The sequence below is a fragment of the Pseudoduganella sp. GW821-FHT05F09 genome (assembly GCF_059419605.1).
The window spans coordinates 95110-117768 of sequence record NZ_JBWKSD010000002.1; the positions used below are offsets into that span (position 1 = coordinate 95110).

General features: G+C 66.7%; 17 protein-coding genes and 1 tRNA gene. 2 read left to right on the forward strand and 16 right to left on the reverse strand.

All coding sequences use genetic code 11. The features are described from left to right. Positions 1-3 precede the first annotated feature (3 nt). From epsI to AC07S4_RS05685, 10 genes are all read right to left on the reverse strand, one after another. Positions 4-693 (reverse strand): exosortase-associated protein EpsI, B-type, encoded by a 690-nt coding sequence (gene epsI / locus AC07S4_RS05640; RefSeq protein WP_494985710.1) that lies wholly within the window; start codon positions 691-693, stop codon positions 4-6. Beyond that, positions 690-1643, reverse strand: coding sequence for an exosortase B (xrtB, locus tag AC07S4_RS05645; RefSeq protein ID WP_494985711.1), 954 nt, complete (start codon positions 1641-1643; stop codon positions 690-692). Before xrtB ends, epsI begins: the two co-directional genes overlap by 4 nt. Then, positions 1644-2513: a chain length determinant protein tyrosine kinase EpsG gene (gene epsG / locus AC07S4_RS05650; RefSeq protein WP_494985712.1), complete on the reverse strand. Its 870-nt coding sequence runs from the start codon at positions 2511-2513 to the stop codon at positions 1644-1646. Between the two features lie 13 nt (positions 2514-2526). After that, positions 2527-3930, reverse strand: coding sequence for a chain length determinant protein EpsF (epsF, locus tag AC07S4_RS05655; protein WP_494985713.1), 1404 nt, complete (start codon positions 3928-3930; stop codon positions 2527-2529). 9 nt (positions 3931-3939) lie between these two features. Next, positions 3940-4737: a polysaccharide export protein EpsE gene (gene epsE / locus AC07S4_RS05660; RefSeq protein ID WP_494985714.1), complete on the reverse strand. Its 798-nt coding sequence runs from the start codon at positions 4735-4737 to the stop codon at positions 3940-3942. A gap of 36 nt (positions 4738-4773) precedes the next feature. Next, the gene (locus AC07S4_RS05665) at positions 4774-5745 is read right to left on the reverse strand and encodes an EpsD family peptidyl-prolyl cis-trans isomerase (protein ID WP_494985715.1); all 972 of its coding nucleotides are present in this window, start codon (positions 5743-5745) and stop codon (positions 4774-4776) included. 106 nt (positions 5746-5851) lie between these two features. Continuing rightward, positions 5852-7234 carry an undecaprenyl-phosphate glucose phosphotransferase gene (locus AC07S4_RS05670; protein WP_494985716.1) on the reverse strand — a complete coding sequence of 461 codons (1383 nt, stop codon included), beginning with the start codon at positions 7232-7234 and terminating at the stop codon, positions 5852-5854. A gap of 8 nt (positions 7235-7242) precedes the next feature. Beyond that, entirely contained in the window at positions 7243-8442 is a 1200-nt protein-coding gene (gene epsL, locus AC07S4_RS05675) for an XrtB/PEP-CTERM-associated polysaccharide biosynthesis outer membrane protein EpsL (RefSeq protein ID WP_494985717.1), read from the reverse strand. A 5-nt stretch (positions 8443-8447) separates the two neighbouring features. Next, a complete protein-coding gene (locus tag AC07S4_RS05680) occupies positions 8448-9143 on the reverse strand; it encodes a CAAX prenyl protease-related protein (RefSeq protein ID WP_494985718.1) in 696 nt (231 codons plus the stop codon). Positions 9144-9266: 123 nt separating this feature from the next. Beyond that, entirely contained in the window at positions 9267-11177 is a 1911-nt protein-coding gene (locus tag AC07S4_RS05685) for an ATP-binding cassette domain-containing protein (RefSeq protein WP_494985719.1), read from the reverse strand. A gap of 132 nt (positions 11178-11309) precedes the next feature. Here AC07S4_RS05685 and AC07S4_RS05690 point away from each other — a divergent pair. Then, positions 11310-11384 (forward strand) — tRNA-Arg (locus AC07S4_RS05690). A 424-nt stretch (positions 11385-11808) separates the two neighbouring features. After that, positions 11809-13242, forward strand: coding sequence for an aldehyde dehydrogenase family protein (locus tag AC07S4_RS05695; RefSeq protein WP_494985720.1), 1434 nt, complete (start codon positions 11809-11811; stop codon positions 13240-13242). An 11-nt stretch (positions 13243-13253) separates the two neighbouring features. On the opposite strand, the gene AC07S4_RS05700 is transcribed toward AC07S4_RS05695, so the two are convergent. From AC07S4_RS05700 to AC07S4_RS05725, 6 genes are all read right to left on the reverse strand, one after another. Beyond that, on the reverse strand, positions 13254-13631 hold the full coding sequence (locus AC07S4_RS05700) for a hypothetical protein (protein WP_494985721.1): 378 nt from the start codon (positions 13629-13631) through the stop codon (positions 13254-13256). A gap of 152 nt (positions 13632-13783) precedes the next feature. Then, on the reverse strand, positions 13784-14485 hold the full coding sequence (locus AC07S4_RS05705) for a PEP_CTERM-anchored TLD domain-containing protein (RefSeq protein ID WP_494985722.1): 702 nt from the start codon (positions 14483-14485) through the stop codon (positions 13784-13786). Between the two features lie 100 nt (positions 14486-14585). Further along, the gene (locus AC07S4_RS05710) at positions 14586-15074 is read right to left on the reverse strand and encodes a MarR family winged helix-turn-helix transcriptional regulator (protein ID WP_494985723.1); all 489 of its coding nucleotides are present in this window, start codon (positions 15072-15074) and stop codon (positions 14586-14588) included. Between the two features lie 13 nt (positions 15075-15087). Then, positions 15088-16692, reverse strand: coding sequence for an AMP-binding protein (locus tag AC07S4_RS05715; RefSeq protein ID WP_494985724.1), 1605 nt, complete (start codon positions 16690-16692; stop codon positions 15088-15090). A 149-nt stretch (positions 16693-16841) separates the two neighbouring features. Then, positions 16842-17564: a response regulator gene (locus tag AC07S4_RS05720; protein WP_494985725.1), complete on the reverse strand. Its 723-nt coding sequence runs from the start codon at positions 17562-17564 to the stop codon at positions 16842-16844. 104 nt (positions 17565-17668) lie between these two features. Continuing rightward, positions 17669-22654 (reverse strand): two-component regulator propeller domain-containing protein, encoded by a 4986-nt coding sequence (locus tag AC07S4_RS05725; protein WP_494985726.1) that lies wholly within the window; start codon positions 22652-22654, stop codon positions 17669-17671. Positions 22655-22659 lie beyond the last annotated feature (5 nt).

Here is a 22659-nt window from a genome sequence, read left to right on the forward strand (position 1 = left end):
GTATTATGGCCTTGCCGGATTACCAACCAATTTGGCCGCGTCGGCGGGCGGCATGCTGCGCACCAGGTCGGCGATGAAGCTGTCTTGCAGCGCGTAGCCGGCGTCGCGGTCGGCGCCGATATTGGACACCCGGAACAGCAGCCCGTCCGGGATCTGCCCGTTCAGGCTGAAGCGCAGCTGGGTGATGCGCTGGGCCAGGGTGCCGGACACGGTCTCGTCGCCCACCCGTATCCAGTAGCTGATCGGCTCCTGGCGCGCGCCCAGCACCGCATACAAGCGGTTGACGATGACGCTGGCGCCGCCCACCTGGCGCTGCTGCTGGGCCACATTGTCGACCCGGAAGCCCTGCGCGGAATAGCATTTCTCGGGGCGATGCACGCGCAGCCGCCCGCTCTGGTCGCCGCCGTAGGCGATCGACAGCATCACGCGCTGGCCGCGCGCGTTGACATAGGTGCGCGCCAGCGTTTCGTCGTACAGCTGGCCGATGACCTCCTCCACCTCGGGCGGCGGCTGCACCGGCACCACGCTGCGGTCGATGCGCCAGCCGGCGAACTCGGCCGGGACCAGGGTTTCCAGGCCCAGTTTTTCCATCTCGGGCGCGGCGTGTTTTTTCGGTTTCAGCAAGGCGGCGGCGGCGCTGGTGCCGCCCATCAAGGTGGCCAGAATGGCGCCGGCGGCGGTTCTGCGGTTCATATTGCACTCCTGGGGGCGGCGCGGCTGCGGCGGCGCACCGCGCCGCGCAGCAGCGTATCGACGCCGATGATCAGCAATAGCGCGCTGATAAACAGCACCATGCCGGCAAAGCCATGCAAAAATCCTTGGCCGGCGGCATCGCCGAAATGGTAGGTAATCAAGGTCAGCGTAATGACGCGGATAATATTGGCGGTAAATGAAATCGGCACGATCAATAGCGCCAGGCCCACATTGCGCAAAAACGAGCCGTGCCGCACGATATTCAGATACAGCAAACCGAGCGCCTCCAGCGTGAACAGGGTGTGCAGGCCGGCGCAGGCGTCAGCGACCAAAAGTTGATACTGGCCCACCTGCAGCACCACGCCGCTGCGCGCGATGGGGTAGCCGGCCGCGAACAGGATGTGCTCGGCGCACCAGGACACGGCCATCTTCATCGGCATGGTCAGCGTGTCAACAAAGGGGCCGGGCAGCGGCAGCATGAACAGCATGAAAAACAGCGGAAACCACTGCACCCGCAGCGCGGCCGGTCCTTGCAGCAGCAACAGCACCGCCAGCACCGTGCACGGAAACGAGAACATTTCGATGAACTGGATGTTGAGCACGCGGCCCAGGAAATAGCTGAGCAAGCCCAGCGCCAGCAAGGGCCAGCCCCAGGACGCGCCGCGCGCAAGCCGGCCTGCGCCGGCGCCGGCCGCGGTCCCGGCGGCCATCATGGCCGGCCAGTTGCGGTACAGCAGCCACAGCGACACGCCCAGGATGATAGGGCCGTGCGCCTGCTCCTCCCTGCCCCACACTTCCTGCAGGGCGTCGTAAAAAGTGGGCAGGTACAGGGCCAGCAGGCCCGCCAGGGCCAGCAGCCAGCAGGCCGGCAGGCTGTCCCGGCGCTGTCCGTGGCCCGGTCCTGCGGCCGAGCCGCCGCCCGGCCGCAGCGGAGTGCTGGCGGACAGCATTTAGTGCTCCACCATCACCGAGCCGACCACGGCGATGCCGGCGTGCTGCAGCTGGTCCACGCTGGCGCTGATGGCGGCCAGCGAGGTGCGGTTCTTGCGCGCCACCAGCAGCACCCCGCCCACGCGGGAGGCCAGCGCCAGCGTATCGGAGCCCAGCACGCAGGCCGGCGCGTCGTACAGCACCACGTCGTGGCGCGCTTCCAGGTGCAGATTGAGGCTGGCGAAGCCGGGGCGCGCCAGCAGCTCCTGCGGATTGGGCGGCAAGGTGCCCGCCACCAGCACCGACAGGTCCACCAGCTGGCCGATCTTTTCCGCCACGCCCGGGTCGGCGCGGCCGGCCAGCACGTCGGACAGGCCGGCGCGCTGCTTGAGGGCAAAGATGTCCTGCTGGCGCGGCGTGCGCAAATTGGCGTCCACCAGCAAGGTCTGTTCGCCCAGCTGCGAGAACACCACCGCCAGATTGGCGGCGAACAGGCTGGCGCCGTCGCCCGGCTCCACGCCGGCCACGGCCAGCGACTTGCGGCCGCGCCCGAACCAGCGCAGCATCAGCTGGCTGCGCACCGCGCGCAGCACTTCCACCTGCGCCGAGAACGGGTGGTAGGCCGCCACCAGCTGCGGCGACAGGCCCCCCTCGCCCGGCGCCAGATAGGGATAGTCGAACTGGCGCGCCAGCACCTGCTGGATATCGGCCTCGTTGATCAGGCCCAGGCGCTGGGCCGCCTCGCCGAAGCGGATGCCCAGCTCCTGCTGCATGCGCAGCACGCGCTCGGCGTTTTCAGGGCTCAGCTTGCCGGAGGCGAGCAGCAGCCCGCCTATGCTGGAGTCGACGGCGGGCGGCAGCGCCGCGGGTTTCATGGCTGGGTGGTTCATTATCTTGTCCATATCAGGTCAGGCGCACGCGGCGCGGCATCAGGGCCATGCCCAGCTTGGAGCGGGCACGGGCCGGGCCCCAGTGGATTTCGCCCAGCACAGGGATCTGCACCAGGTCGGCCAGGTCGGCGCGCGAGCGCACGCGGCGGTCCAGCATCTCGGCCAGCATGCCGAAGCCCACGCCCAGCAGGCTGCCCATGAACAGGGCCAGCACGGTGTTGAGCAGCAGGCGCGGCGAGGACGGTTCGACCGGCGCCACGGCCGGGTTCAGCAGCGCGATGTCGGACTGGTCGGACTGCCCTTCCATGCGCGTCTGCGACAGGCGCAGCGAGGCCGCGTCCATGGCGCGCTGGGCGGCCTCGACGTCGCGCTGCAGCACATTGAGCTCGTCGCGGCTGCGGTTGATCTGCAGGATGCGGGTCTTCTGCTCGGCCAGCGCCTCGCGCAGCGCGGCCTCGCGCGCGCCCAGGATCTGGGCGTTGTTGCCGACGCTGTTGGAGGTCGACGCCACCGCCGAATTGAGGCTGGCGCGCAGCTGGTCCGCTTCCGCCTTGGCGCTCTGGTATTGCGGATGGTTGCGGCCCAGGCGCTGGCCCACTTCGGCCAGCTTGGTGTCGGCCATGCTCAGCTGCGCGCGCAGGTTCTGCACCAGCGGGCTGGCGGCCACGTCGGGCGAGTCGAGCGCGCGGCCGCTGGCCACGCTGCGCCGCGAACTCGCTTCCATCTGCTGCGACTGCGCCATCACCAGCTGGGCCGACAGGTCGTTCAGGCGGTTCGATTCCACGTCCAGGCGGTTGTCCAGGCTGACGATGCCGTTCTCCTGCTGGTACTTCGACAGGCGGCTCTGCGCCGCCTCCAGCTGGTCGCGCAGGCCCTTGATCTGCTCGGTGAAGTAGCCGGTGGCCTTCTTCATCGGGTCGGCCTTCAGCTGCACGCTGAGCTTCTGGTATTCGTCGGCGAAGGCGTTGGCCACCGCCGCCACGAAGGCCGGGTCGGCGCCCTTGAAATTAATCTCGATCACGCTGCTCTCGCGCGAGGGCACCACGTCCAGCTTTTTCAGCAGCAGCGTGGCCAGCCAGTCGCGCACCGTGCCCTTGCCGCCGGTGTCTTCGCGGAACTGCTCCTGCACCGCCGGGTTGGCCGCCAGCTTGAGCTGGTCGACCACGCGCAGCGCCACGTTCTTGCTCGAGATCAGGTCGATCTGCGTGGCCACGTAGCTGGGCATGAGCTGGCCCGGCATGGTCATGCCGGTGACCGGGTCCACGCCCTTGGTGTTGAGCAGCACCGAGGACGAGCCCTTGTAGGTGGCCGGCAGCAGCAGGCTGACCAGCACGGTGACCGCCACGGTGGCGATCAGCGTACCGAGCACAATCTTCTTGCGCGCCTGCAGTATCAGTAAAAATTGGGCGAAATTCATGGCGTTTCCTTAGAACAGGCTTTCCTTGACGTACACGATGTCGTCCACCTGTACCGGGTCGTCGTGCTTGACGTTGATGATCTGCAGCTGGCCGCTGGCGTCCTTGCGCTTGATGCGCATGCCGCGCTCGGTGCCGCGCGGGGTCAGGCCGCCGCCGGCCGACAGCGCCTGCAGCACCGTCATGCCGCGCTCCAGGCGCACCGGCCCCGGATGCTGCACTTCGCCGTAGATGTAGAAGCGCGGCGCGCGCTCGACGTAGATGATGTCGTTCGGCTGCAGCTGGTAGTCGCGGCCGAAATCGGCGGCCTGCACCATCTGCACCACGTCGATCACTTCGCGCGTGGTCTTGCCGTCGCGGGTGCGTATCAGCGACACGCTGTCGCCGCCTTCGGGGCCGATGCCGCCGGCCTGGGCCAGCATGTCCATCAGGCTGCGCTTGCCGTCCACCGGGTAGCGCCCGGGACGGTTCACCTGGCCCAGCACGGACACCTGCTGGCTCTGGATCTGCGTGACCAGGATGTTGACCTGGGCCCGCTTCACATAGCCGCCGCTTTCCAGCAAGGCGCCGATTTTCTTTTCCGCCGCCGGCACCGTCAGGCCGCCCAGGGCCACCTGGCCGATCAGCGGGAAGGTGATGCCGCCGCTGTCGCTGACGCGGGTTTCCAGCGCCAGGTCCGGACTGCCGTAGACGGAGATTTTCAGCACGTCGCCGGAACCGAGCACAATATCGGCCGCCAGGGCCGGACGCAGTACCAGCGCCGTGACCAGGCTGGCGGCCAGGGCCAGCCACAGGATGAGTTTTTTCATGATGAGCTCACTTGATGAGGGGTGGTTGCGGGTCGTTTATTTCAGGCCGGCCACGCCGCGCGCAGCGGCCTCGTCGGCGGTGGACTGCGAGGCGGCGGCCTGCTGGGCCGGCGGCGCCGCGGTGGCGGCCGGGCTCGCTGCCGCTGCCGCAGGCGCGGCGGCCGGCGCGGCGGCGGTGGTGTCGGTCTTGTTGAAGTACTCGATCTTGGCGGTCGAGCGCAGGCGCTTGATCTCGGCCTCGGCCGCTTCCTTGTTCTTCTTGTTGAACAGGAACTGCTCGATCTGCGCGGTGGCCGCGTCCAGGCTGAGCGGGCTGTCCTTGACGTCGGTGATCTGGATCAGCATGCTGCGCTCGCCCTCGCGGATGATGAACAGCTGGCCCTTGGGCATGGCCGCCAGGCGCGCGCCCAGTTCCGGCGGCAGGTCGGTGCTGGTGCGGGTCAGGCCGGCGCGCACGTATTTGATCTGGTGCCCGTCCAGCCAGGCGGCGGCCTCCTCCAGCGACTTCACGCTGTCGAGCTGGGTTTTCAGCTGCTCGCTGACGTCCTTGGTGGCCAGCACCAGCTGGCGCATGTCGAACTGCTTGCGGTTGGCGAAGAACTCGGGATGCTGCTGGTAGTACTGCTCCACCTCGCCCTTGGCCGGACGGGCCTGGCTGCCGATGCGCTTCTGCATATACGCCTGCGCCACGATCATGGCCTTGGCGCGCTCGATGGCCTGCATCACCTGCGGGTCGCGCTCCAGCTTGTCCTTGGCCGCTTCGTTCTGCAGCAGCTGGCGGTCGATCAGCCCTTCCAGCAGCTGCTTGCGGGCGGTGTCCTGCTGCGCCGCCTGCACGCCGGCGCGCTGCATTTCCTCGTTCAGCTGCAGCACCGTGATCTCCTCGCCGTTGACGCTGGCCAGGGCCTGGCCGGTCTTCTTGGCTTTCTCGCCGCACGCGGACAGGGCCAGCGCCGCCGCCAGCATCAAAACGGCCGCCGAGCGGCTGGATGGGGAAGCATTTTTCATGATCGTTCCTTTGTGAAAGCTTTGCAACATTGTCATTAGACAAACATCTTAGCGAAACAACGCCAACCGTGACGCACGACTGGCAGAGCTGCCGCCGGCGTCCGGCCTAGTGCGCGTTTTCGCGCGCCGCCACCACCTTGACCGTGCGCATGACGATCAGCAAATCCATCCACAGCGACCAGTTGCGCAGGTAGTCCAGGTCGTAGCGGATGCGCGCCTCCATCTTGTCCAGCGTCTCGGTCTCGCCGCGCAGGCCGTTCACCTGGGCCCAGCCGGTGATGCCGGGCTTGACCTTGTGGCGCAGCATGTAGCCCTTGATCAGCTTGCGGTACTGCTCGTTGTGCGCCACCGCGTGCGGGCGCGGGCCGACGATGCTCATGCGCCCTTGCAGCACATTGATGAACTGCGGCAGCTCGTCCAGCGAGGAGCGGCGCAGGAAGGCGCCCACGCGCGTCACGCGCTGGTCGTTCTTGGTGGCCTGCACCACTTTCGCGCCGTCCTCGGCCACCGTCATCGAGCGGAATTTGTAGACGATGATTTCCTCGCCGTACAAGCCGTAGCGGCGCTGGCGGAAGATCACCGGGCCGGGCGAGCTGATGCGCACGGCGGCGGCGATCACCGCCATCACCGGCACCAGCGCCAGCGTAATCAGCGCGGCCAGCACGATGTCGCTGCTGCGCTTGACCAGGCTGTTGAAGCCGGTGAACGGGCTTTCGCAGATGGCGATCACCGGCATGCCGCCCACGTTGTCGAAGCGCGCCTGCATCAGGTCGAACACGTAGATATCCGGCAGGAAATAGACCGAGGCCGTGGTGTCCTGCAGCTCGTCGAGCAGGCGGCGGATGCGCGGCTGCGCCGAGATCGGCTGGCTGATGAAGATCATCTTGATCTGGTGCTCGCGCACATAGGCAGCGATGTCGTCCATCGTGCCCAGCACCGGGTGGCGCATGGCGCGCGGCTGGCGCACGTCGGTGCGGTCATCGAAGAAGCCGCACACCTTCATGTACAGGTTGGGGAAGCGGTCTATGGTGTTGGCGAATTTCACGCCCACGTCGTTGGCGCCGATGATGAGCACCGAGCGCAGTTCGCTGTCCTTGGCCGGATCGGAACCGAGCTTGCGCGCCGCCATGTGGCTCAGCAGCAGCACGAAGGGCGTGGCGAAAAACCACACCAGCACCACGTTCTCGTCGTAGTGGTAGGACAGGCCGCTGACCGAGCCCAGGAACACCAGGATCAGCGCCGTGACCACCCAGCCCACCACGATGTCGCGCGCATAGGCCATCATGCGGCCGCTGCGCCAAGTGCGGTAAGGGTCCACGTACTGGTACACCGAGGAGGAAATGAAGAAGGCCAATATCATCAGCACCAGCGAATAGCCGGTGAAGGGTTCGGCGAACAGCATGGAAAACAGGTACAGCGTGCCCATGATGATGAGCGGGTCCAGCACGCGCTGGAAGAAGGAAATCAGGGGGATGTCGTTAACCGTCATGGTGATTCTCAAAACTGTATGCTGGCACTGACGGCGGCGCCGTGGGTGCGGTAGTTGGTGGAGGCGTTTCCGCTACGGACTTCATGAAACACATTGGCGGACAGCCGTACCGACTGCAGCGGCGCATAGTTCACGCCCAGGGACGCGTTGCGGCTCTTGTCGTGCAGATTGGGCGGCGCGATCCTGCCCTCAAGCGTACTAAAATCGCGCTTTTCCCGCCGCACCGCAGCGACCATGTTGACCTTGGCGCTCACGTCCCAGGTGGTGCTGAAGCTGGCGCCCTTGTTCAAGCTGTTGTTGACGACATTGCTTTCCACCGGCGCGAATTCGCGCCAGGCCGAGGCCTGCATGCGCAGCTTGCGCAGCATGGACCAGTTCATCGAGGCGCGGCCGTTCAGGCCGCTGCTGTCGCGCTCGGGAAAGACGCTGTGCTTGCGCTCGGCCCAGCCGGCCAGCATGGTGAATTGCGAGGTGGCCGAAAACAGCCAGTAGACATTGGCCTTCAGCTCGTTCTGCGTGTAGCCGTCGTCGATGGAGGTGCCGCCCAGGATGCGGTGGTTGGGGTATTTGCCCTTGAGCTGGCTGGCCTGCAGGCCGAAGCGGCTGCCGCTGGGCGGCAGGTAGTCGAAGCCCAGGTCGACCTGGTCCTCGGTGCGGTTGTTGAACTGCTGCTGCGGCAGGTCGTAGGTGAATTTCTGGCTGCTGGCGGCGGCGCGCACGCGGTAGCTGGGATGGAAGCGCCAGGCGCCGTCCACGTATTCGCGCTTCTGCACGCGCAGGTTGCGCTGGTTGCTGTGGAAATCGCTGAAGGAGGTCAGCGTTTGCGCATACAGGCCGCCCAGGTGGCCTTCCAGGTGGTTGCCGATGTGCCACTCGAGGTCGGCCAGGTAGTCCTTGCCGCTGTAGTCCAGTTCGCTGTAATGGTTGAACTTCACGCGCGACTGCTTGAACTGGCCGGTGAGCTTCTGCCGGCTGATGGGCATGTCGATCAGCACGCCGTACTGGGTCTGCGTCAGCGTGTCGCCGCGCGGCCCCAGCAGGCCGGTGGTGTTGTCGTCCAGCCGGAACAGATTGGCGTCGTAGGAGCGCGTCACGGCCAAATAGGGGTGGATGGTGTCGCTGACGCCGGCCGCGGCCGGCAGGCAGGCCGCCGTGCCGATCGCACTGATGAGCAGCGCCAGATGTGGTTTTTTGTAAGGGAGTCGCATAGGATTTACCAGAAGTGCCAGTTGCCGGTGGCCACGATCCACGCGCCCAGCACCCCATTGGTGACGCCGTGCGCCACGATGGCGGCCCAGAGATTGCCGCTGCGCATATACAGCAGGCTGTAGGCCAGGCCGGCAACCATGCCGGCCAGCCACAAATTGTGCTCAAAGCCAAACAGCAGCACGGTGATGGCGAGCGCCTTCAGCGACACGGCGGCCGCGCGGACAGAGAGGAAATCGGGGGAGTCGAGCCAGCGCAGCAGGAAGGAGCGCCAGAACAGCTCCTCCATCACCGGCACCACCAGGGCCGCGCCCGCGATGCGCAGCGCCACCAGGCCCCAGTTGACGGCGCCGCCTGCGCCGCGCGGGTCGAAGCCGGCGGCGGAGCCGATCTGCATCCAGCCCGCATCGAGGCTGATCCACAGCACGAACACCAGCAGGCCAAGCGCCACGCTGGCCGCCAGCAGCGACGCGCGCATGCCCTGCCACGCCAGTTCGGCGTAGTGGCGCCAGTAGAACATCAGCGCGGCGCTGACGGCGAGAATTTTTGCGCCGTACAGCCAGCGCGTGTCCTGCGCGCTATAGCCCAGGCGGGCCAGCACGTCGGCAACGAAAATGAAGAACAGATAGACGGCGAACGGAACAATCCGTGCCAGGGCGGGGGCCGAACCTGCGGGCTCGGCGGTAGAGAGGTAGGGTTTCACAGTCGTGCGCCTCGGCCAAATTGAAAGATCTGCATTGCTGCCGCAGCCCAATCGGGCCGCTAAGCAACAATGCAGATCTTACAATTTTCCGCTCTGCAGCAGCGCACGCCTGCGCGGCGACTGCTAGCCCTTAGCGCGAGCCTCGATCGCTTCCCATTTTTCCAGAGCTTCCAGCAGCTCGCCCTCGATTTGCTCAATACGCGCGTTCACACGCTTGGCTTCGGCCGCGTTTTTCTTGTAGAAATCGGGGTCGGACAGCTGCAGATTGAGCGCGGTCTGTTCGTCTTCCAGCGCGGCGATCTGTTTCGGCAGCTCGTCCAGCTCGCGCTGTTCCTTATAGGACAGTTTCTTCTTGGCAGCAGCAGGCGCGGCGGCAGTGGCGGCCGGGGCGGCCTCTACTTTCGGCGCGGCCTTGGCGGCGGCGGCTTTGGCGGTGGCCGTGGTGTCGCGCACGCGCTCCCAGTCGGTGTAGCCGCCGACGAATTCGCGCCAGTGGCCCTCGCCTTCGGCCACGATCACCTGGGTCACCACGTTGTCCAGGAACATGCGGTCGTGGCTGACCAGGAACACGGTGCCAGGGTAGTCTTCCAGCAGTTCTTCCAGCAGCTCCAGGGTGTCGATATCCAGGTCATTGGTCGGTTCATCGAGCACCAGCACGTTGGCAGGCTTGGCGAACAGGCGCGCCAGCAGCAGGCGGTTGCGCTCGCCGCCCGACAGGGTCTTGACCGGCGAACGCGCGCGTTCCGGCGCGAACAGGAAGTCGCTCAGATAGCTCATGGCGTGCTTGCGCTGGCCGTTCACTTCCACCCAGTCGCTGCCGGGGGCGATGGTTTCCAGCAGGCTGGCTTCCTCGTTGAGCTGGGTGCGCATCTGGTCGAAGTACGCCACCTGCAGCTTGGTGCCCTGCTTGACGGTGCCGCTGTCCGGCTTCTCTTCGCCCAGGATCAGCTTGAGCAAGGTGGTCTTGCCGGCGCCGTTGGCGCCGATCAGGCCGACCTTGTCTCCGCGCAAAATGGTGGCGCTGAAGTTGCTCACGATAGGACGGTTGTAGGACTTGGACACGTTCTCCAGTTCCGCCACGATCTTGCCCGAGCGGTCGCCCGAGGAGACCTGCAGGGTGACCTGGCCCTGCTGATCGCGGCGCACGGCGCGCTGCTCGCGCAGGCGCTCCAGGCGGCGCACGCGGCCTTCGTCGCGGGTGCGGCGCGCCTTCACGCCCTTGCGTATCCACACTTCTTCCTGGGCCAGGAATTTGTCGAACTTGGCGTTCTCGATTTCCTCGATCTCCAGCTGTTCGGCCTTGCGCACCTGGTAGGTGGTGAAGTTGCCCGGGTAGGACAGCAGGCGTCCACGGTCCAGCTCGATGATGCGGGTGGCCACGTTGTCCAGGAAGGAGCGGTCGTGGGTGATGAACAGCACGGAGCCCTTGTAGTCCTTGAGCAGGCCTTCCAGCCACATGATGGAGGTGAAGTCCAGGTGGTTGGTCGGTTCATCGAGCAGCAGCACGTCCGGCGCCGACACCAGCGCGCGCGCCAGCGCCACGCGCTTCTGCATACCGCCGGACAGGGTTTTCATCAGCGACTCGGCGGCCAGGTTCAGGCGGTCCAGCGTGGCTTCCACTTTGTTTTTCAGGTTCCATGCATCGGCCGCGTCCAGCTTGACCTGGATGTCGTGCATGCGCTCCATCAGCGCGTCGTCGTCGCCCTGGCCGAACTGGCCGGTCAGCGCGTCGTATTCCTTCAGCAGGTCCTGCAGGTCGCCCATGCCGGACGCCACCGCCTCGTACACCGTCATCTCCGGCTCGAACACCGGTTCCTGCTCCACGTAGGCGATCTTCAGGCCCTGCTGCATCACCAGCAAGCCGTCGTCGAGCTTGAAGCGGCCGGAAATGATTTTCAGCAGGGACGACTTGCCCGTGCCGTTGCGGCCGATCAGGCCGACGCGTTCGCCCGTTTCCAGCGAAAATTCCGCATGGTCAAGGAGCGCAAAGTGGCCAAACGCCAGTTGCGCGGAAGAAAGAGAGATGACTGCCATAGTGAGTAAGCCTGCGCGCGGCGTGGTGGAGAAGCCGCTGAAAAGATGAATGAAGCCAGCATTGTACCGACATCGGGGAGGCGGGACTATTTTTTGCCTCCCCATCGGCTATAATTGCGCTCGCTTAGCGTCCTCCCCGTAGCACAATGGATAGTGCACATGCCTCCTAAGCGTGGGATACTGGTTCGATTCCAGTCGGGGGGACCACCAGCATCTTCCACTGCGCAGATTCACCATGCTGGGTTGGCGCGCCCACCAAGCAAGCTCCCTCGGAATCTTTGAGCCGGCTCGCTGCCGATGCAACTGTCGACCAAAAATCGTCTCTGGTAGCGTCAGCGTAGCGCTTTGCGCGCTCGACCTCCTTACTGACATCGATTTCCGCCATAGCTGATTTTCGCTGCTCGACTGCACGATCTTTAAAGCATGCAGCGGCCATTTTTTTCCCTGCAATCCGAACTTTCATATTCAGTCCTCAGTTGCCGTTTGCGCCGTAGTCACCACCTCGCATTTAATGACAGACAATCTCCGCCGCAAATAGTTCATTGCCCGGCGAGCCGATTAGAGGGTTTATGTAAAAAACAGCAACGCTGCCGTGCTAGGCTGGGCGGATTACTTTCACCATTCCTGCCCCATGAGCGAAGCTGATCCTATCGATATCCAGGCCACGTTTGATGCGCAGCTGGCCACTGCGCTGGCGTGGCGCACGTCCACGGCGCAGGAAAGGCTGCGGCGCATCCGCCGCCTGCGCGATGCGATGATGGCGCAGCGCGAGGCCTTCTACGCGGCGTTCGCGCAGGATTACCGCAAGCCGCCGGCGGAGGTGGAGGCGTCCGAGTTCCTGCCGGTGATGGAGGAGATCCGCCATGCGCTGGGCCGCCTGAAACGCTGGATGAAGCCGCGCCCGGTCTGGCCCACCACCACCATGCTGGGCACGCGCGCGTCGGTGCAGCACCAGCCGCGCGGGCGCGTGCTGATCGTGGCGCCGTGGAACTATCCGTTGAGCTTGTGCTTCGGGCCGCTGGTGTCGGCGCTGGCGGCGGGCAACACGGCCATCATCAAGCCGTCCGAGATGACGCCCGCCGTGTCCGCGCTGATGGGCCGCATTGTCGCCAGCGTGTTCCCGGCCAACGAGGTGGCGCTGTTCGAGGGCGGCCAGCCGACCTCGCGGGTGCTGCTGGAGCTGCCTTTCGACCACATCTTTTTCACCGGTTCGCCCGCCGTGGGCAAGCTGGTGATGGCGGCCGCAGCCAGGCACCTGGCCAGCGTGACGCTGGAGCTGGGCGGCAAGTCGCCCACCATCGTGGACGCCAGCGCCAACCTCAAGCTGGCGGCGGAAACGCTGATGTGGGGAAAATTCCTGAACAACGGCCAGACCTGCGTGGCGCCCGACCATGTCTACGTGCACGCGTCCGTGCAGGACGCTTTCGTGGATGCCTGCCGCGCCGTGTTGCAGCAGCGCTACGGCGCCGGCCCGGCGGCCCAGAAGGCCGGCGCCGACCTGGCACGCGTGGTGAACCGGCGCCACACGCAGCGCCTGGCAAGCTTGCTGGCGGACGCGCGGCAGCGCGGTGCGCGCCTGCTGGCAGGCGGCGAGGTGGATGAGGAGCAGTGCTATATCGCGCCCACGCTGCTGGACCGGATTCCAGCCGGCGCGGCGATATTGTCGGAGGAGATTTTCGGTCCGCTGCTGCCGATTATCGGCTACACGGATCTGGACCAGGTGATCGCCGCCATCAACGCGGCGCCCAAGCCGCTGGCCTTGTACCTGTGGAGCACGGACCGGCGCGCGGTGGACAAGGTGCTGGCGCAGACCAGTTCGGGCGGCGCCTGCGTGAACCATTGCGTGGCGCATTTCGCGCACGGCAATCTGCCGTTCGGCGGGGTGAACAATTCAGGCGTGGGCAGCGCGCACGGCGAGTATGGCTTCAAGGCCTTCTCGCACGAGCGCGCGGTGCTGCGCGCCTCGCCGCTCATGCTCATCAAGCTGTTCTTCCCGCCCTACACCGGGCGGCGCACCCGCCTGATGCGCACCATCGTCGATGCGCTGCGCTTGCCGATGCTGTAGCGCCAGGCTGCTTACAGTGCGTGTTCCAGCGCTTGCGACAGCATGGCGCTCAGCTGCGGCTCGGCGCCACTGGACAAGAGCAGCTTGGCGCTGAAATAGCGCATGCCGCCGCTGGGACGCTCGGCCACCAGCGTCGCTTCGCCTTCGTTGGGAATGCGCAGGCTGACCGTCAGCAGGCTGTCCGCCGCGCCGCGCAAACGCACTTCCAGCGTGATGCCGGCGTGCGTGTCGTACAGCTTGCGGCTCGCCACGCTCACCAGGCAGCCGCCCTGCGCGCGTGCGATCACCGCCGTGCATGTGCGCACAGCCGCGTCGGCGCGCTGCGCCAGCTCCGTGCGCACCGCGCCCGCTTCGGCCAGGCCCGCCATGCGCTCCACTTCTGCGAGCATCAGCTCGTCCTCCATCCTCGCAAGCATCAGCAGGATTTCATCTTTATTTATATTGCCCATATGAAATATATATTTCCAAATGACAAGAACAAGTGCAGTATATCACCAAGAAACACGCGTGATGCGGGAATATTTTTGCCGGTTATTACGGCTCAGTTCGCTTTGCGGCAGGCGTAGGCCATCACGCCCAGTCCGGCCACGAGCAGGGCCAGCGTGCCCGGCTCCGGCACCGCGCGCACCGCGTACACTTCCATTGCCGTGTAGGTGAACTGCCCGGTTCCCGCCAGGCTGCCGCCGAAAGGCTCGGCGCCGGGTTCGAAGCTGTAGTAGGAGGTCAGATAGGAGCTGCCGCCGTTGGTCAGGTCTTCATTCACCAGCAGGTCGGCGCCGCTGCCGAAGGCCGGACCGCACTGGGCGCAGTTGTAGGTCTGGTGCGAGCCGTAGTCCGGCACGCCCTGATCGGGCGGGGCAGGCACCTGGCGGTACATATGGCCGGCGGTGGCGTTGAAGATGAAGGCGGTGCGCTCGGCCTCGGGAACGGTGATGTTCTCCCCTTCCACCGAGGACCAGCTTTGCGGATTGTAGCCGCCGATGATCCAGATGCCGCCGGCGCTGTCGCGCGCCCTCAGCAGTGAAAACGTGGCGCCCTTGCCGTCCACGGCGGCATGGAACTGGGCGGCGCTGTCGCCGTCCTTGCGGACGAACAACGGGTCCAGCTCCGTATTGGGGCGGCCCAGCCAGCCCAGCAGCTGGGTCTTCAATTCGGAGGTCATGATGGGGGTGGCATACGCCGGCGCCGCCCCCAGGCTCCAGAGCAGGCCCGCCACAGTGGCGACCTTCACAGCGTTCAACATACAGCCTCCATCAACCATTGCAAAAGATTCAACGCTATCACAATGGTGCGCGCCTGTCGCCACGATTGGCATAGAATGCGCGCCGCACTGCGGGCTGCATTTATTCCGGCGCGTTCAGGTGCCGTTTCATCTGCGACAGCAGGTCGATCAGCTGGCCTTTGTCGGCCGACGGCATGGGCTGCAGCAGTTCGGCCACCCAGCTTTCATGCACCGCCGCCATCTTGGCGAAGGCGCTGCGGCCCTCCTGCGTGAGCTTCACGCTGTAGGCGCGGCCGTCCTTGGGATCGGGCACGCGCATGACCAGGTTTTCCTGCTCCAGCTGGTCGGTGATGCCGGTGATATTGCCGCCGGTGACCATCATGCGCTTGGACAGCTCGCCCATGCGCAGGCCGTCGGGATGGCGTTCCAGCTGCGCCATCAGGTCGAAGCGCGGCAGCGTGATGCCGAAGGTGGTGCGCAGGCGGCTGCGGATTTCGTTCTCTATCTTCACCGTGCAGGACAGCATGCGCAGCCACAGCTTGAGCGACTGGTGGTGCTCCTGCGTGAGGCGGCTGGCCAGGTCCAGGTCCTGGTTTTCGGGTAATGGCATAAGTCTTCCTTGCTTATTTATTTGCACTGGTCCGCAGTTTGAAGCGCTGCAGCTTGCCGGTTTCGGTGCGCGGCAACGCGGCCAGGAAACGGATGGTGCGCGGGTATTTGTAAGGCGCGATCTGGCCCTTCACAAACTCCTGCAATTCGGCCGCCAGCTGCGGCGACGCATCATAGCCGGGTTTCAGCACGACGTGGGCTTCGACGACCTGGCCGCGCTCCTCGTCCGGCGTGCCGACCACGCCGCATTCGGCCACCGCAGGGTGGCGCAGCAGCGCGTCCTCCACCTCGGGGCCGGCGATGTTGTAGCCGGCCGAGATGATCATGTCGTCGGTACGCGAGCGGTAGAAGAAATAGCCGTCGGCGTCCATTTCATAGGCGTCGCCGGTGAGGTTCCAACCCTGGTGGACATAGTCGCGCTGGCGTTCATCGGCCAGGTAGCGGCAGCCGGTCGGGCCTTTCACGGCCAGCCGCCCGACCACGCCCGGGCCGACCGGATTGCCGTCGCGGTCCAGGATGCAGGCCTGGTAGCCGGGCACCGGTTTGCCGGTGGCGCCGGGACGGATGTCGCCGTCCGCCGCCGAGATAAAGATGTGCAGCATTTCGGTGGCGCCTATGCCGTCTATCATGCGCAGGCCGGTGGCCTGCTGCCAGGCTACACGCGTGGCCAGCGGCAGCGCCTCGCCCGCCGACACGGATTTTCCCAGGCTGGCGATGTCGTACTTCGCGGCCAGCGGCGCCATCTGGCGGTAAAAGGTGGGCGCGGTGAAGCACACCGTGGCGCGGTATTGCTGGATGGCCTGCAGCAGCGTTTCGGGCGTGAGTTTTTCCAGCAGCACGGTGGCCGCGCCCACGCGCAGGGGAAACAGCAGCAGGCCGCCCAGGCCGAAGGTAAAGGCCAGCGGCGGCGTGCCGATGAAGATGTCGTCCGGCTCCGAACGCAGCACCGAGCGCGGGAAGCAGTCGCAAATGGCCAGCACGTCGCGGTGGAAATGCATGGTGCCCTTGGGGACGCCGGTGGTGCCGGAGGTGAAGCTGATCAGGCAGACGTCGTCCGCAGCGGTATCGCAGGCGGCAAAGGCGGCGGGCTGGCGCGCCATCTGCGCTTCGAGCGATGTATCGCCCAACGCAAGGTCCTCCGCCTCCGCGCCGAACCACAGCAGTTTGGCGGGCAGGCCTTCGGCCGCCTCCAGTTCCGCGCGCAGGCTTGCGGCGCACAGCACCGCGTCCACCTGGGCCTTGGCCATGATGGCGCCCAGCTCGCGCGCACGCAGCAGCGGCATGGTGGGCACGGCCACCAGCCCGGCCTTCAGCACCGCCAGCACGGCGGCCGCCATCATGGGATTGTTGGCGCCGCGCAGCAGCACGCGGTTGCCGGTCTTCAGCCCCATGGGGCCGCGCAGCACGTGGGCGATGCGGTCCACCTGCTCCAGCAGATGCGCATAGGTCCAATTGCGGTGCGCGCCGCCGTGCGCGTAGTGGATGGCGGTGCGGCCGCCCTGCCCCGCCGCCACGGCGCGGTCCAGCAGTTGCGCCACGCAGTTCAGGCGCTCGGGATATTGGAGTTCGGGAAGGTCGAAGCGCAGCTCGGGCCACAGGTCCGCTGCTGGTAGATTCATGCGCGTGAAGGGGTCTTCGTGTGCGCTGTCGCTCAACCCCGGTAAGGGTGCGGCATTGGGTCTGTTCATGGTCGCCCTGGATAGATGGTCGGTTCAAGTCAGCCTGACGGCTTAATTTAAACCTAAACCATTTCGGCCACAAGCAGATTTCAGTTGCTGCCGCCTATGGATTTGCGCACCAGCGCGGACTGGTGGATCACCGCGCGGATGACGTCCGACAGCACGGCCTGCACCGCGTCGCTGGACAGGAAGCCGGGGGCGAAACTTTTCAGCGCCGCCGCCGCGCCGTGCAGGCCCAGCGTGACGCAGCCGGCGTGCAAACGGTCGATGCGGGCTTGCGCCTCCTGCTGCTCGCCGCGCGCGAACAGCGCGTCCAGTTCGCCGCTGGCCACGGTGAGCTGGTTCTGGAAACCGGTCAGGTAGACCAGCAGGCGGTCGGCGTTGATGCCAAGGCGCAGCTGCGTGGCGGACGGCGTTTCGGCCTCGTGCTCGTAGCCGCTGGCGGCCTGGTCGAGGAAGGCGGTGAGGTGGATGCGCACCTGGTCGGCCTGGAAGGGCTTGACGATGTAGCCGGCCGCGCCGGCCTTGGTGGCCTGCTGCACGGTCTCCTTGTCGGTGGCCGAGGACACCAGCACGAAGGGCACGGCGTTCAGCACGTGGCTGCCCTTGACGCGCTGCAGCAGCTCCATGCCGGACAGGCGCGGCATGCGCAAGTCGCAAAAGACGATGGCAGGCCGCAAGCCGTCTTCCAGCTGCTGCCAGGCGTCCGCGCCGTCTTCCGCTTCCACGATGTCGAATTTCCCGCAGCTGTCGATCAGGTGCATCAGCACCATGCGCGACACCACATCGTCATCCACTACCAAAACTTTCATGTAGGTCTCCAGTGCCCTGCCGTACCCCTTGCAGATACGTGCTGTCAGTCAGTTGTCGCCGTTCTGTGGCACTAACGTCAATATAACCGATAAGCGGTTCGCTGTCAGTCCGCTTGCGCCATGCCGCCCATGCCGGCCGTCGCCGCCAGCAGGACACGCAGGCGCGGCATGCGCAAGGCGATTTCTTCCCACGCGGCGCGGTCGGCGTGCTCTTCCAGTTCGCCGCACAGATCGCGCAGTTCCGGTTCGTCCAGGTAGGCCGCGCTGCCCTTCATGCCATGGAACAGGCGCGCCGCGCCGTCGCTGTCGCCGTGGGCGATGGACTCGTCCAGGTCGGCCAGGCGCGCCGGCAGGTCGGCCAGGAAGGCGGCGCGCAGACGCGCTTTCAAAGGATCGTCGTCATGCCCGCGCGGGCCATGCGCGGCGGCGGCGGACGGCGCCACCGGCGCGGAGGGCACGCCGAACATGGCGTCCAGTTCATCGATGCTGGGCGCGCGCGGCCCCATGCGCTGCAGCACGATGCCGCGCTGCAGCTGGCGCTCGATGGCGCGGCTCAGCTGGTAGTGCAGCGCCGCCTCGTCGATAGGCTTGGTCAGGAAGTCGTCCATGCCGGCCGCCAGGTAGCGGCTGCGGTCCTCCTCGCTGGCGTTGGCGGTCAGCGCGATGATCATCAGCTCCTGGTCGCGCACCGGCGCGCCGTCCGGGCCGCCCTCGCGTATCAGGCGGGTGGCGGTGGGGCCGTCCATCTCCGGCATGCGGCCGTCCATCAGTATCAGGTCGTAGCGGGTGCGCGCGCAGGCGGCCACCGCCAGCAGGCCGTTGGCCGCCACGTCCACCTTGTGGCCCAGCTCCTCCAGCATCATGCGGATGATGATCTGGTTGGTGGGATAGTCCTCGGCGCACAGCACCTTGAGCTGGTGGCTGTGCGGCTCGCGCGGCATGTGCACCACCGTGGGCGGCGCCACGCCGTCGGCCAGCGGCAGCTCGAAGGTGAACACGCTGCCAACGCCGGGCGTGCTGGCCACGCTGATTTCGCCGCCCATCAGCTCCACCAGCTGGCGGCAGATGGCCAGCCCCAGGCCGGTGCCGCCGTAGCGGCGCGTGGTGGTGGTGTCGGCCTGTTCGAACTTCTGGAACAGGCGCGGCATGGCGTCGGCCGGGATGCCGATGCCGGTGTCCTCCACCGTGAAGCGGATCAGGTTGTCGCCCGGGCGCGCCAGCGCAGGCAGGGGCGCGGGCAGGCGCTCCACGCGCAGCCGCACCTCCCCGCGCTGGGTGAACTTGAAGGCGTTGCCCACCAGGTTGACCAGCACCTGGCGCAAGCGGGTCGGGTCGCCCAGCACGTACACCGGCAGGTTCTCGTCCAGCTCCACCGAGAAGCCCACGCTGTAGGCGGCGGCCTGCTCGTCGAACAGCGCGGCCACGTTCTGCACCATGCCGGCCAGCGCGAAGTCGATATTCTCGATACTCAGCTTGCCCGCTTCTATCTTGGAAAAGTCCAGCAGGTCGTTGATGATGCCCAGCAGCGCCTGCGCGTTGACCTGCGCCCGTTCGATCTGCTCGCGCGTCACATCCTGCAGCGTGGCGTCGCGCAGCGCGAAGCCCTGCATGCCGATCACGCCGGCCAGCGGGGTGCGCATCTCGTGGCTCATATTGGCCAGGAATTCGGACTTCTGGCGGGTGGCGTCTTCCGCCTTCTGCTTGGCGTAGCGCAGGCGCTCCTCGTTGTCCTGCAAGGCGCGGTTGGCCAGCGCCAGCTCCTCGGTGTGCAGCCTTACCTTGGCCTGCTGCTGCATCAGCTCCACCTGCGTCTCGCGCAGTTCCTGCAGCGTCTCCTCCAGGCGCTGGTAGGCCAGCGCGTTGTCCAGGCTCACGGCGGCGTGCGCGGCCAGCGTTTGCAGCATGTCCAGGTGCACCTGGCGGTAGGCGTGGGTTTCCCTGCTCTGCACCGACAGCACGCCCACCACGCGGTCGTTGACGATCAGCGGCGTGTACAGCATGGACTGGGCGTAATCGGGCTCGCTGCCGTCGGCCAGCAGCACCGGCTTGAGCTTCTCCAGCCCGGCCGGCCCCATGTAGCGGCCGTATTCGGCGAAGAAGTCGTTGATGAAGATGTCGTGCCGGTGCCGCAGGCACCACACCGCCAGCTGGTCCGGGTCGTCCACCTTGCGGCTGTACGGCAGGCTGCGCACGCCGCGCTCCATCGAGAACGGGAACTCCAGCACGCCCTCCTCCTCGCGGTAGAAGCCGATGCCGAACATGTGCGCGTCCATCAGGTGGCGCACGTGGCGGTACAGCGTGCGCATGGCCTTCTCGATGTCCAGCGTGGCGCTCATTTCGCGCCCGATCTCGCTCAGCACCGAAATATTGCGGTGCGCCTGCTCCACCGCCTCCTTCTGCAGCTCCACTTCCTGGCGCTGGCGCTCCGCGTCCATATGGCGCTGCTCGGCCTCGGCGCGCTGCGCCTCCGCCTCCAGGCGGCGCTTCTCCAGCTCCATCTTCTGCTGCTGCAGCAGCTGGTTCTTCAGCTCCACCTCGGCCGTGCGCAAGCCCACCTGCTGCTCCAGGCGGGTCTTCTGGCCGCGTAGCTGGCGCATGCGCACGCGGTACACGCCGTAGGCGCTGCCCAGCAGCAGCAGCGCCACGCCGCCGCGGAACCACCAGGTTTTCCACAGCGGCGGCAGGATGGTGATCTCCAGCGTGGCCGCGTTGTCGTTCCAGATGCCGTCCTTGTTGGCCGCCTTCACGCGGAACACATAGCGGCCCGGATCGAGGTTGGTGTAGGTGGCGAAGCGCTTGCCGGCGTCCGTCACCACCCAGTCGTGGTCGAAGCCCTGCAGCTGGTAGGCGTAGCGGTTGCGCTGCGGCGCGGCGTAGTGCAGCGCGGCGAACTCCAGCGAGAACACCGAATCCTCCTCGCGCAGCGTGAGCGCGGCGGTGTGCTCGATGGCGCTTCTGAGCACGCTGCGCTCGCCGTCCTGGCCGGCCTTGACCGACTTGTTGAAGATCTGGAAATCGGTAATGGCCACCGTGGGCGCCACGCTGTTCTCGCGGATCTCGCCCGGCGCAAAGGCGGTCACGCCGTTGAAGCCGCCGAAATACATGGTGCCGTCGGCCGTGCGCAGCGCCGCGCCGTCGAAGTAGGCGCCTTCGATGGTGCCGTCGGCGCCGGCGTAGTTGCGCACCTCGCCGCCCGGGATGGACAGCCGCGTGATGCCGGTATTGGTGCTCAGCCACAGGTGGCCCTGCTCGTCGTCCAAGATGCCGGCCACGGCGTCGTCGGCCATGCCGTCCTTGCGCTGGTAGCGCTTGAAACGCACCGTGCCGTCGGCGCCCACGTCCATGCGGTTCAGGCCCGCCGCCGTGCCGACCCAGATCACGCCCTGCTTGTCTTCGAACAGGTAGTGCACCTCGTCGTGGCTGAGCGAGGCGGGATCCTTGGGGTCGTGGTGGAAGTGGCGGAAGCGGCCGCTCTGGCGGTCCAGCAGGTCCAGGCCGTTGAAGGTGCCCACCCACAGCGCGCCGCGCCTGTCCTCCAGTATCGGGCGCACCACGTTGTCGGCCAGGCTGTTGCTGTCGGCCGGGTCGTGGCGGTAGGTATGGCTGGCGCCGGTCTTCGGATCGTAGCGGTGCAGGCCGCCGCGCGTGGCCACCCACAGCATGCCGCTGCGGTCGCCCACGATGTTGCGCACATTGTCGCCATCGGGATCGCTGTGCCAGGCGCGCACGCGCTGGTAGCGGTGCGTGGCCGTGTCGAAGCGGCGCAGGCCGTTGCGTCCGCCCACCCACAGCGTGGCGCCGTTCTTCTCCTTCCACAGCGAGATCACCTGCGGGTCGCGCACGTCGGCAAAGTCGGGCGCCGGGTCGCGGAACACCTGGCCCTCGCCGCTGATCGGGTCGTACAAGGTCAGGCCGTCGTTGTTGCCCAGCCAGAGCTTGCCGCCGCCGGCATCGACAATGGCGCGCACCTTGTTGTCGCTCAGCGAGCGCGGACGCTCGGCGTCGTGCACCAGGCGCGCGAAGCCGCCGCTGCCCAGGTCCACCCGGCTCACGCCGCTGTACCAGGTGCCCACCCACATGGTGCCCAGGCGGTCGCGGAACAGCGCCGACACGTAGTTGTCCGCCAGGCTGTGCGGATCGGAGACCTGGTGCCGGTACTGCACGAAGCGGTCCTCGGCCGGGCGCCAGCGGAACAGGCCCTCGGTCTGGCTGCCGGCCCACAGCGTGCCCTCGACATCCTGGTAGATCACCGTCACCACGCCCGGCTTCAGGCCCTGCTTCTCTCCCAGGCGCCGGCGCTGCGGCGCCTCGCCGCCCTTGGCCAGCTTCCATTGCTCGATGCCGGCCATGGTGCCTATCCACAGCACATGGTTCTTGTCCGCGAACAGCGACAGCACGGCCTCGAAGCGCGTGTCCGGCGCCGCCTCCACCTTGAAGTGGCGGAAGGCCTGCGCGCCCGGCTCCAGCAGGTCCAGCCCCGCCGCCGTGCCCACCCACAGCCGGCCGGCGGCGTCGCGCGCCAGCGCGTTCACCTGGTCGCTGCCCAGGCTGCCCGGCAGCTCGGCGTCGTGGTGCCAGTAGGTGTAGCGGCCGCTGGCCGGGTCGAAATGCTGCAGGCCGTCCGAGGTGCCTATCCACAGCCCGCCGCTGCCGTCGTCGACGATGGCGCGCACGTGGCGGTTGCCGTTGCCGCGCTTGGCCGGCTCGCTGGGCGGAAAGTGGGTGAAGCTTTGCGTGAGCGGCTCGTAGCGGTCCAGCCCTCCATCGGTGCCTATCCACATGCGGCCGGCGCGGTCCACGTGCAGCACGCGCACCCAGTTGTCGGCCAGGCTGCGCGGGTCGGACACCGCGTTGCGATAGGTCAGGATGCGCGCGCCGTCGTAGCGGCTCAAGCCGGCCTGGCTGCCGAACCACATGAAGCCCTGCTGGTCCTGGGCCACCGCCAGCACCGACTCCTGCGCCAGGCCGTCCTGCACGTCCAGCTGCTCGAAGCGCAGCGTGCGCGGCGGCGCGGCAGCCTGCGCCTGCGGCAGCAGGCCGCCGGCCAGCATGGCGGCCTGCATCGCTAACAGGCAGAGAAGACGGCGCAAAGGCT

Excerpts from the sequence above, each read along its gene's own strand:
- epsI (WP_494985710.1), bottom strand. The coding sequence starts at position 693 with ATGAACCGCAGAACCGCCGCCGGCGCCATTCTGGCCACCTTGATGGGC.
- xrtB (WP_494985711.1), bottom strand. The coding sequence starts at position 1,643 with ATGCTGTCCGCCAGCACTCCGCTGCGGCCGGGCGGCGGCTCGGCCGCA.
- epsG (WP_494985712.1), bottom strand. The coding sequence starts at position 2,513 with ATGAACCACCCAGCCATGAAACCCGCGGCGCTGCCGCCCGCCGTCGAC.
- epsF (WP_494985713.1), bottom strand. The coding sequence starts at position 3,930 with ATGAATTTCGCCCAATTTTTACTGATACTGCAGGCGCGCAAGAAGATT.
- epsE (WP_494985714.1), bottom strand. The coding sequence starts at position 4,737 with ATGAAAAAACTCATCCTGTGGCTGGCCCTGGCCGCCAGCCTGGTCACG.
- AC07S4_RS05665 (WP_494985715.1), bottom strand. The coding sequence starts at position 5,745 with ATGAAAAATGCTTCCCCATCCAGCCGCTCGGCGGCCGTTTTGATGCTG.
- AC07S4_RS05670 (WP_494985716.1), bottom strand. The coding sequence starts at position 7,234 with ATGACGGTTAACGACATCCCCCTGATTTCCTTCTTCCAGCGCGTGCTG.
- epsL (WP_494985717.1), bottom strand. The coding sequence starts at position 8,442 with ATGCGACTCCCTTACAAAAAACCACATCTGGCGCTGCTCATCAGTGCG.
- AC07S4_RS05685 (WP_494985719.1), bottom strand. The coding sequence starts at position 11,177 with ATGGCAGTCATCTCTCTTTCTTCCGCGCAACTGGCGTTTGGCCACTTT.
- AC07S4_RS05695 (WP_494985720.1), top strand. The coding sequence starts at position 11,809 with ATGAGCGAAGCTGATCCTATCGATATCCAGGCCACGTTTGATGCGCAG.
- AC07S4_RS05700 (WP_494985721.1), bottom strand. The coding sequence starts at position 13,631 with ATGCTCGCAGAAGTGGAGCGCATGGCGGGCCTGGCCGAAGCGGGCGCG.
- AC07S4_RS05705 (WP_494985722.1), bottom strand. The coding sequence starts at position 14,485 with ATGTTGAACGCTGTGAAGGTCGCCACTGTGGCGGGCCTGCTCTGGAGC.
- AC07S4_RS05710 (WP_494985723.1), bottom strand. The coding sequence starts at position 15,074 with ATGCCATTACCCGAAAACCAGGACCTGGACCTGGCCAGCCGCCTCACG.
- AC07S4_RS05715 (WP_494985724.1), bottom strand. The coding sequence starts at position 16,692 with ATGAATCTACCAGCAGCGGACCTGTGGCCCGAGCTGCGCTTCGACCTT.
- AC07S4_RS05720 (WP_494985725.1), bottom strand. The coding sequence starts at position 17,564 with ATGAAAGTTTTGGTAGTGGATGACGATGTGGTGTCGCGCATGGTGCTG.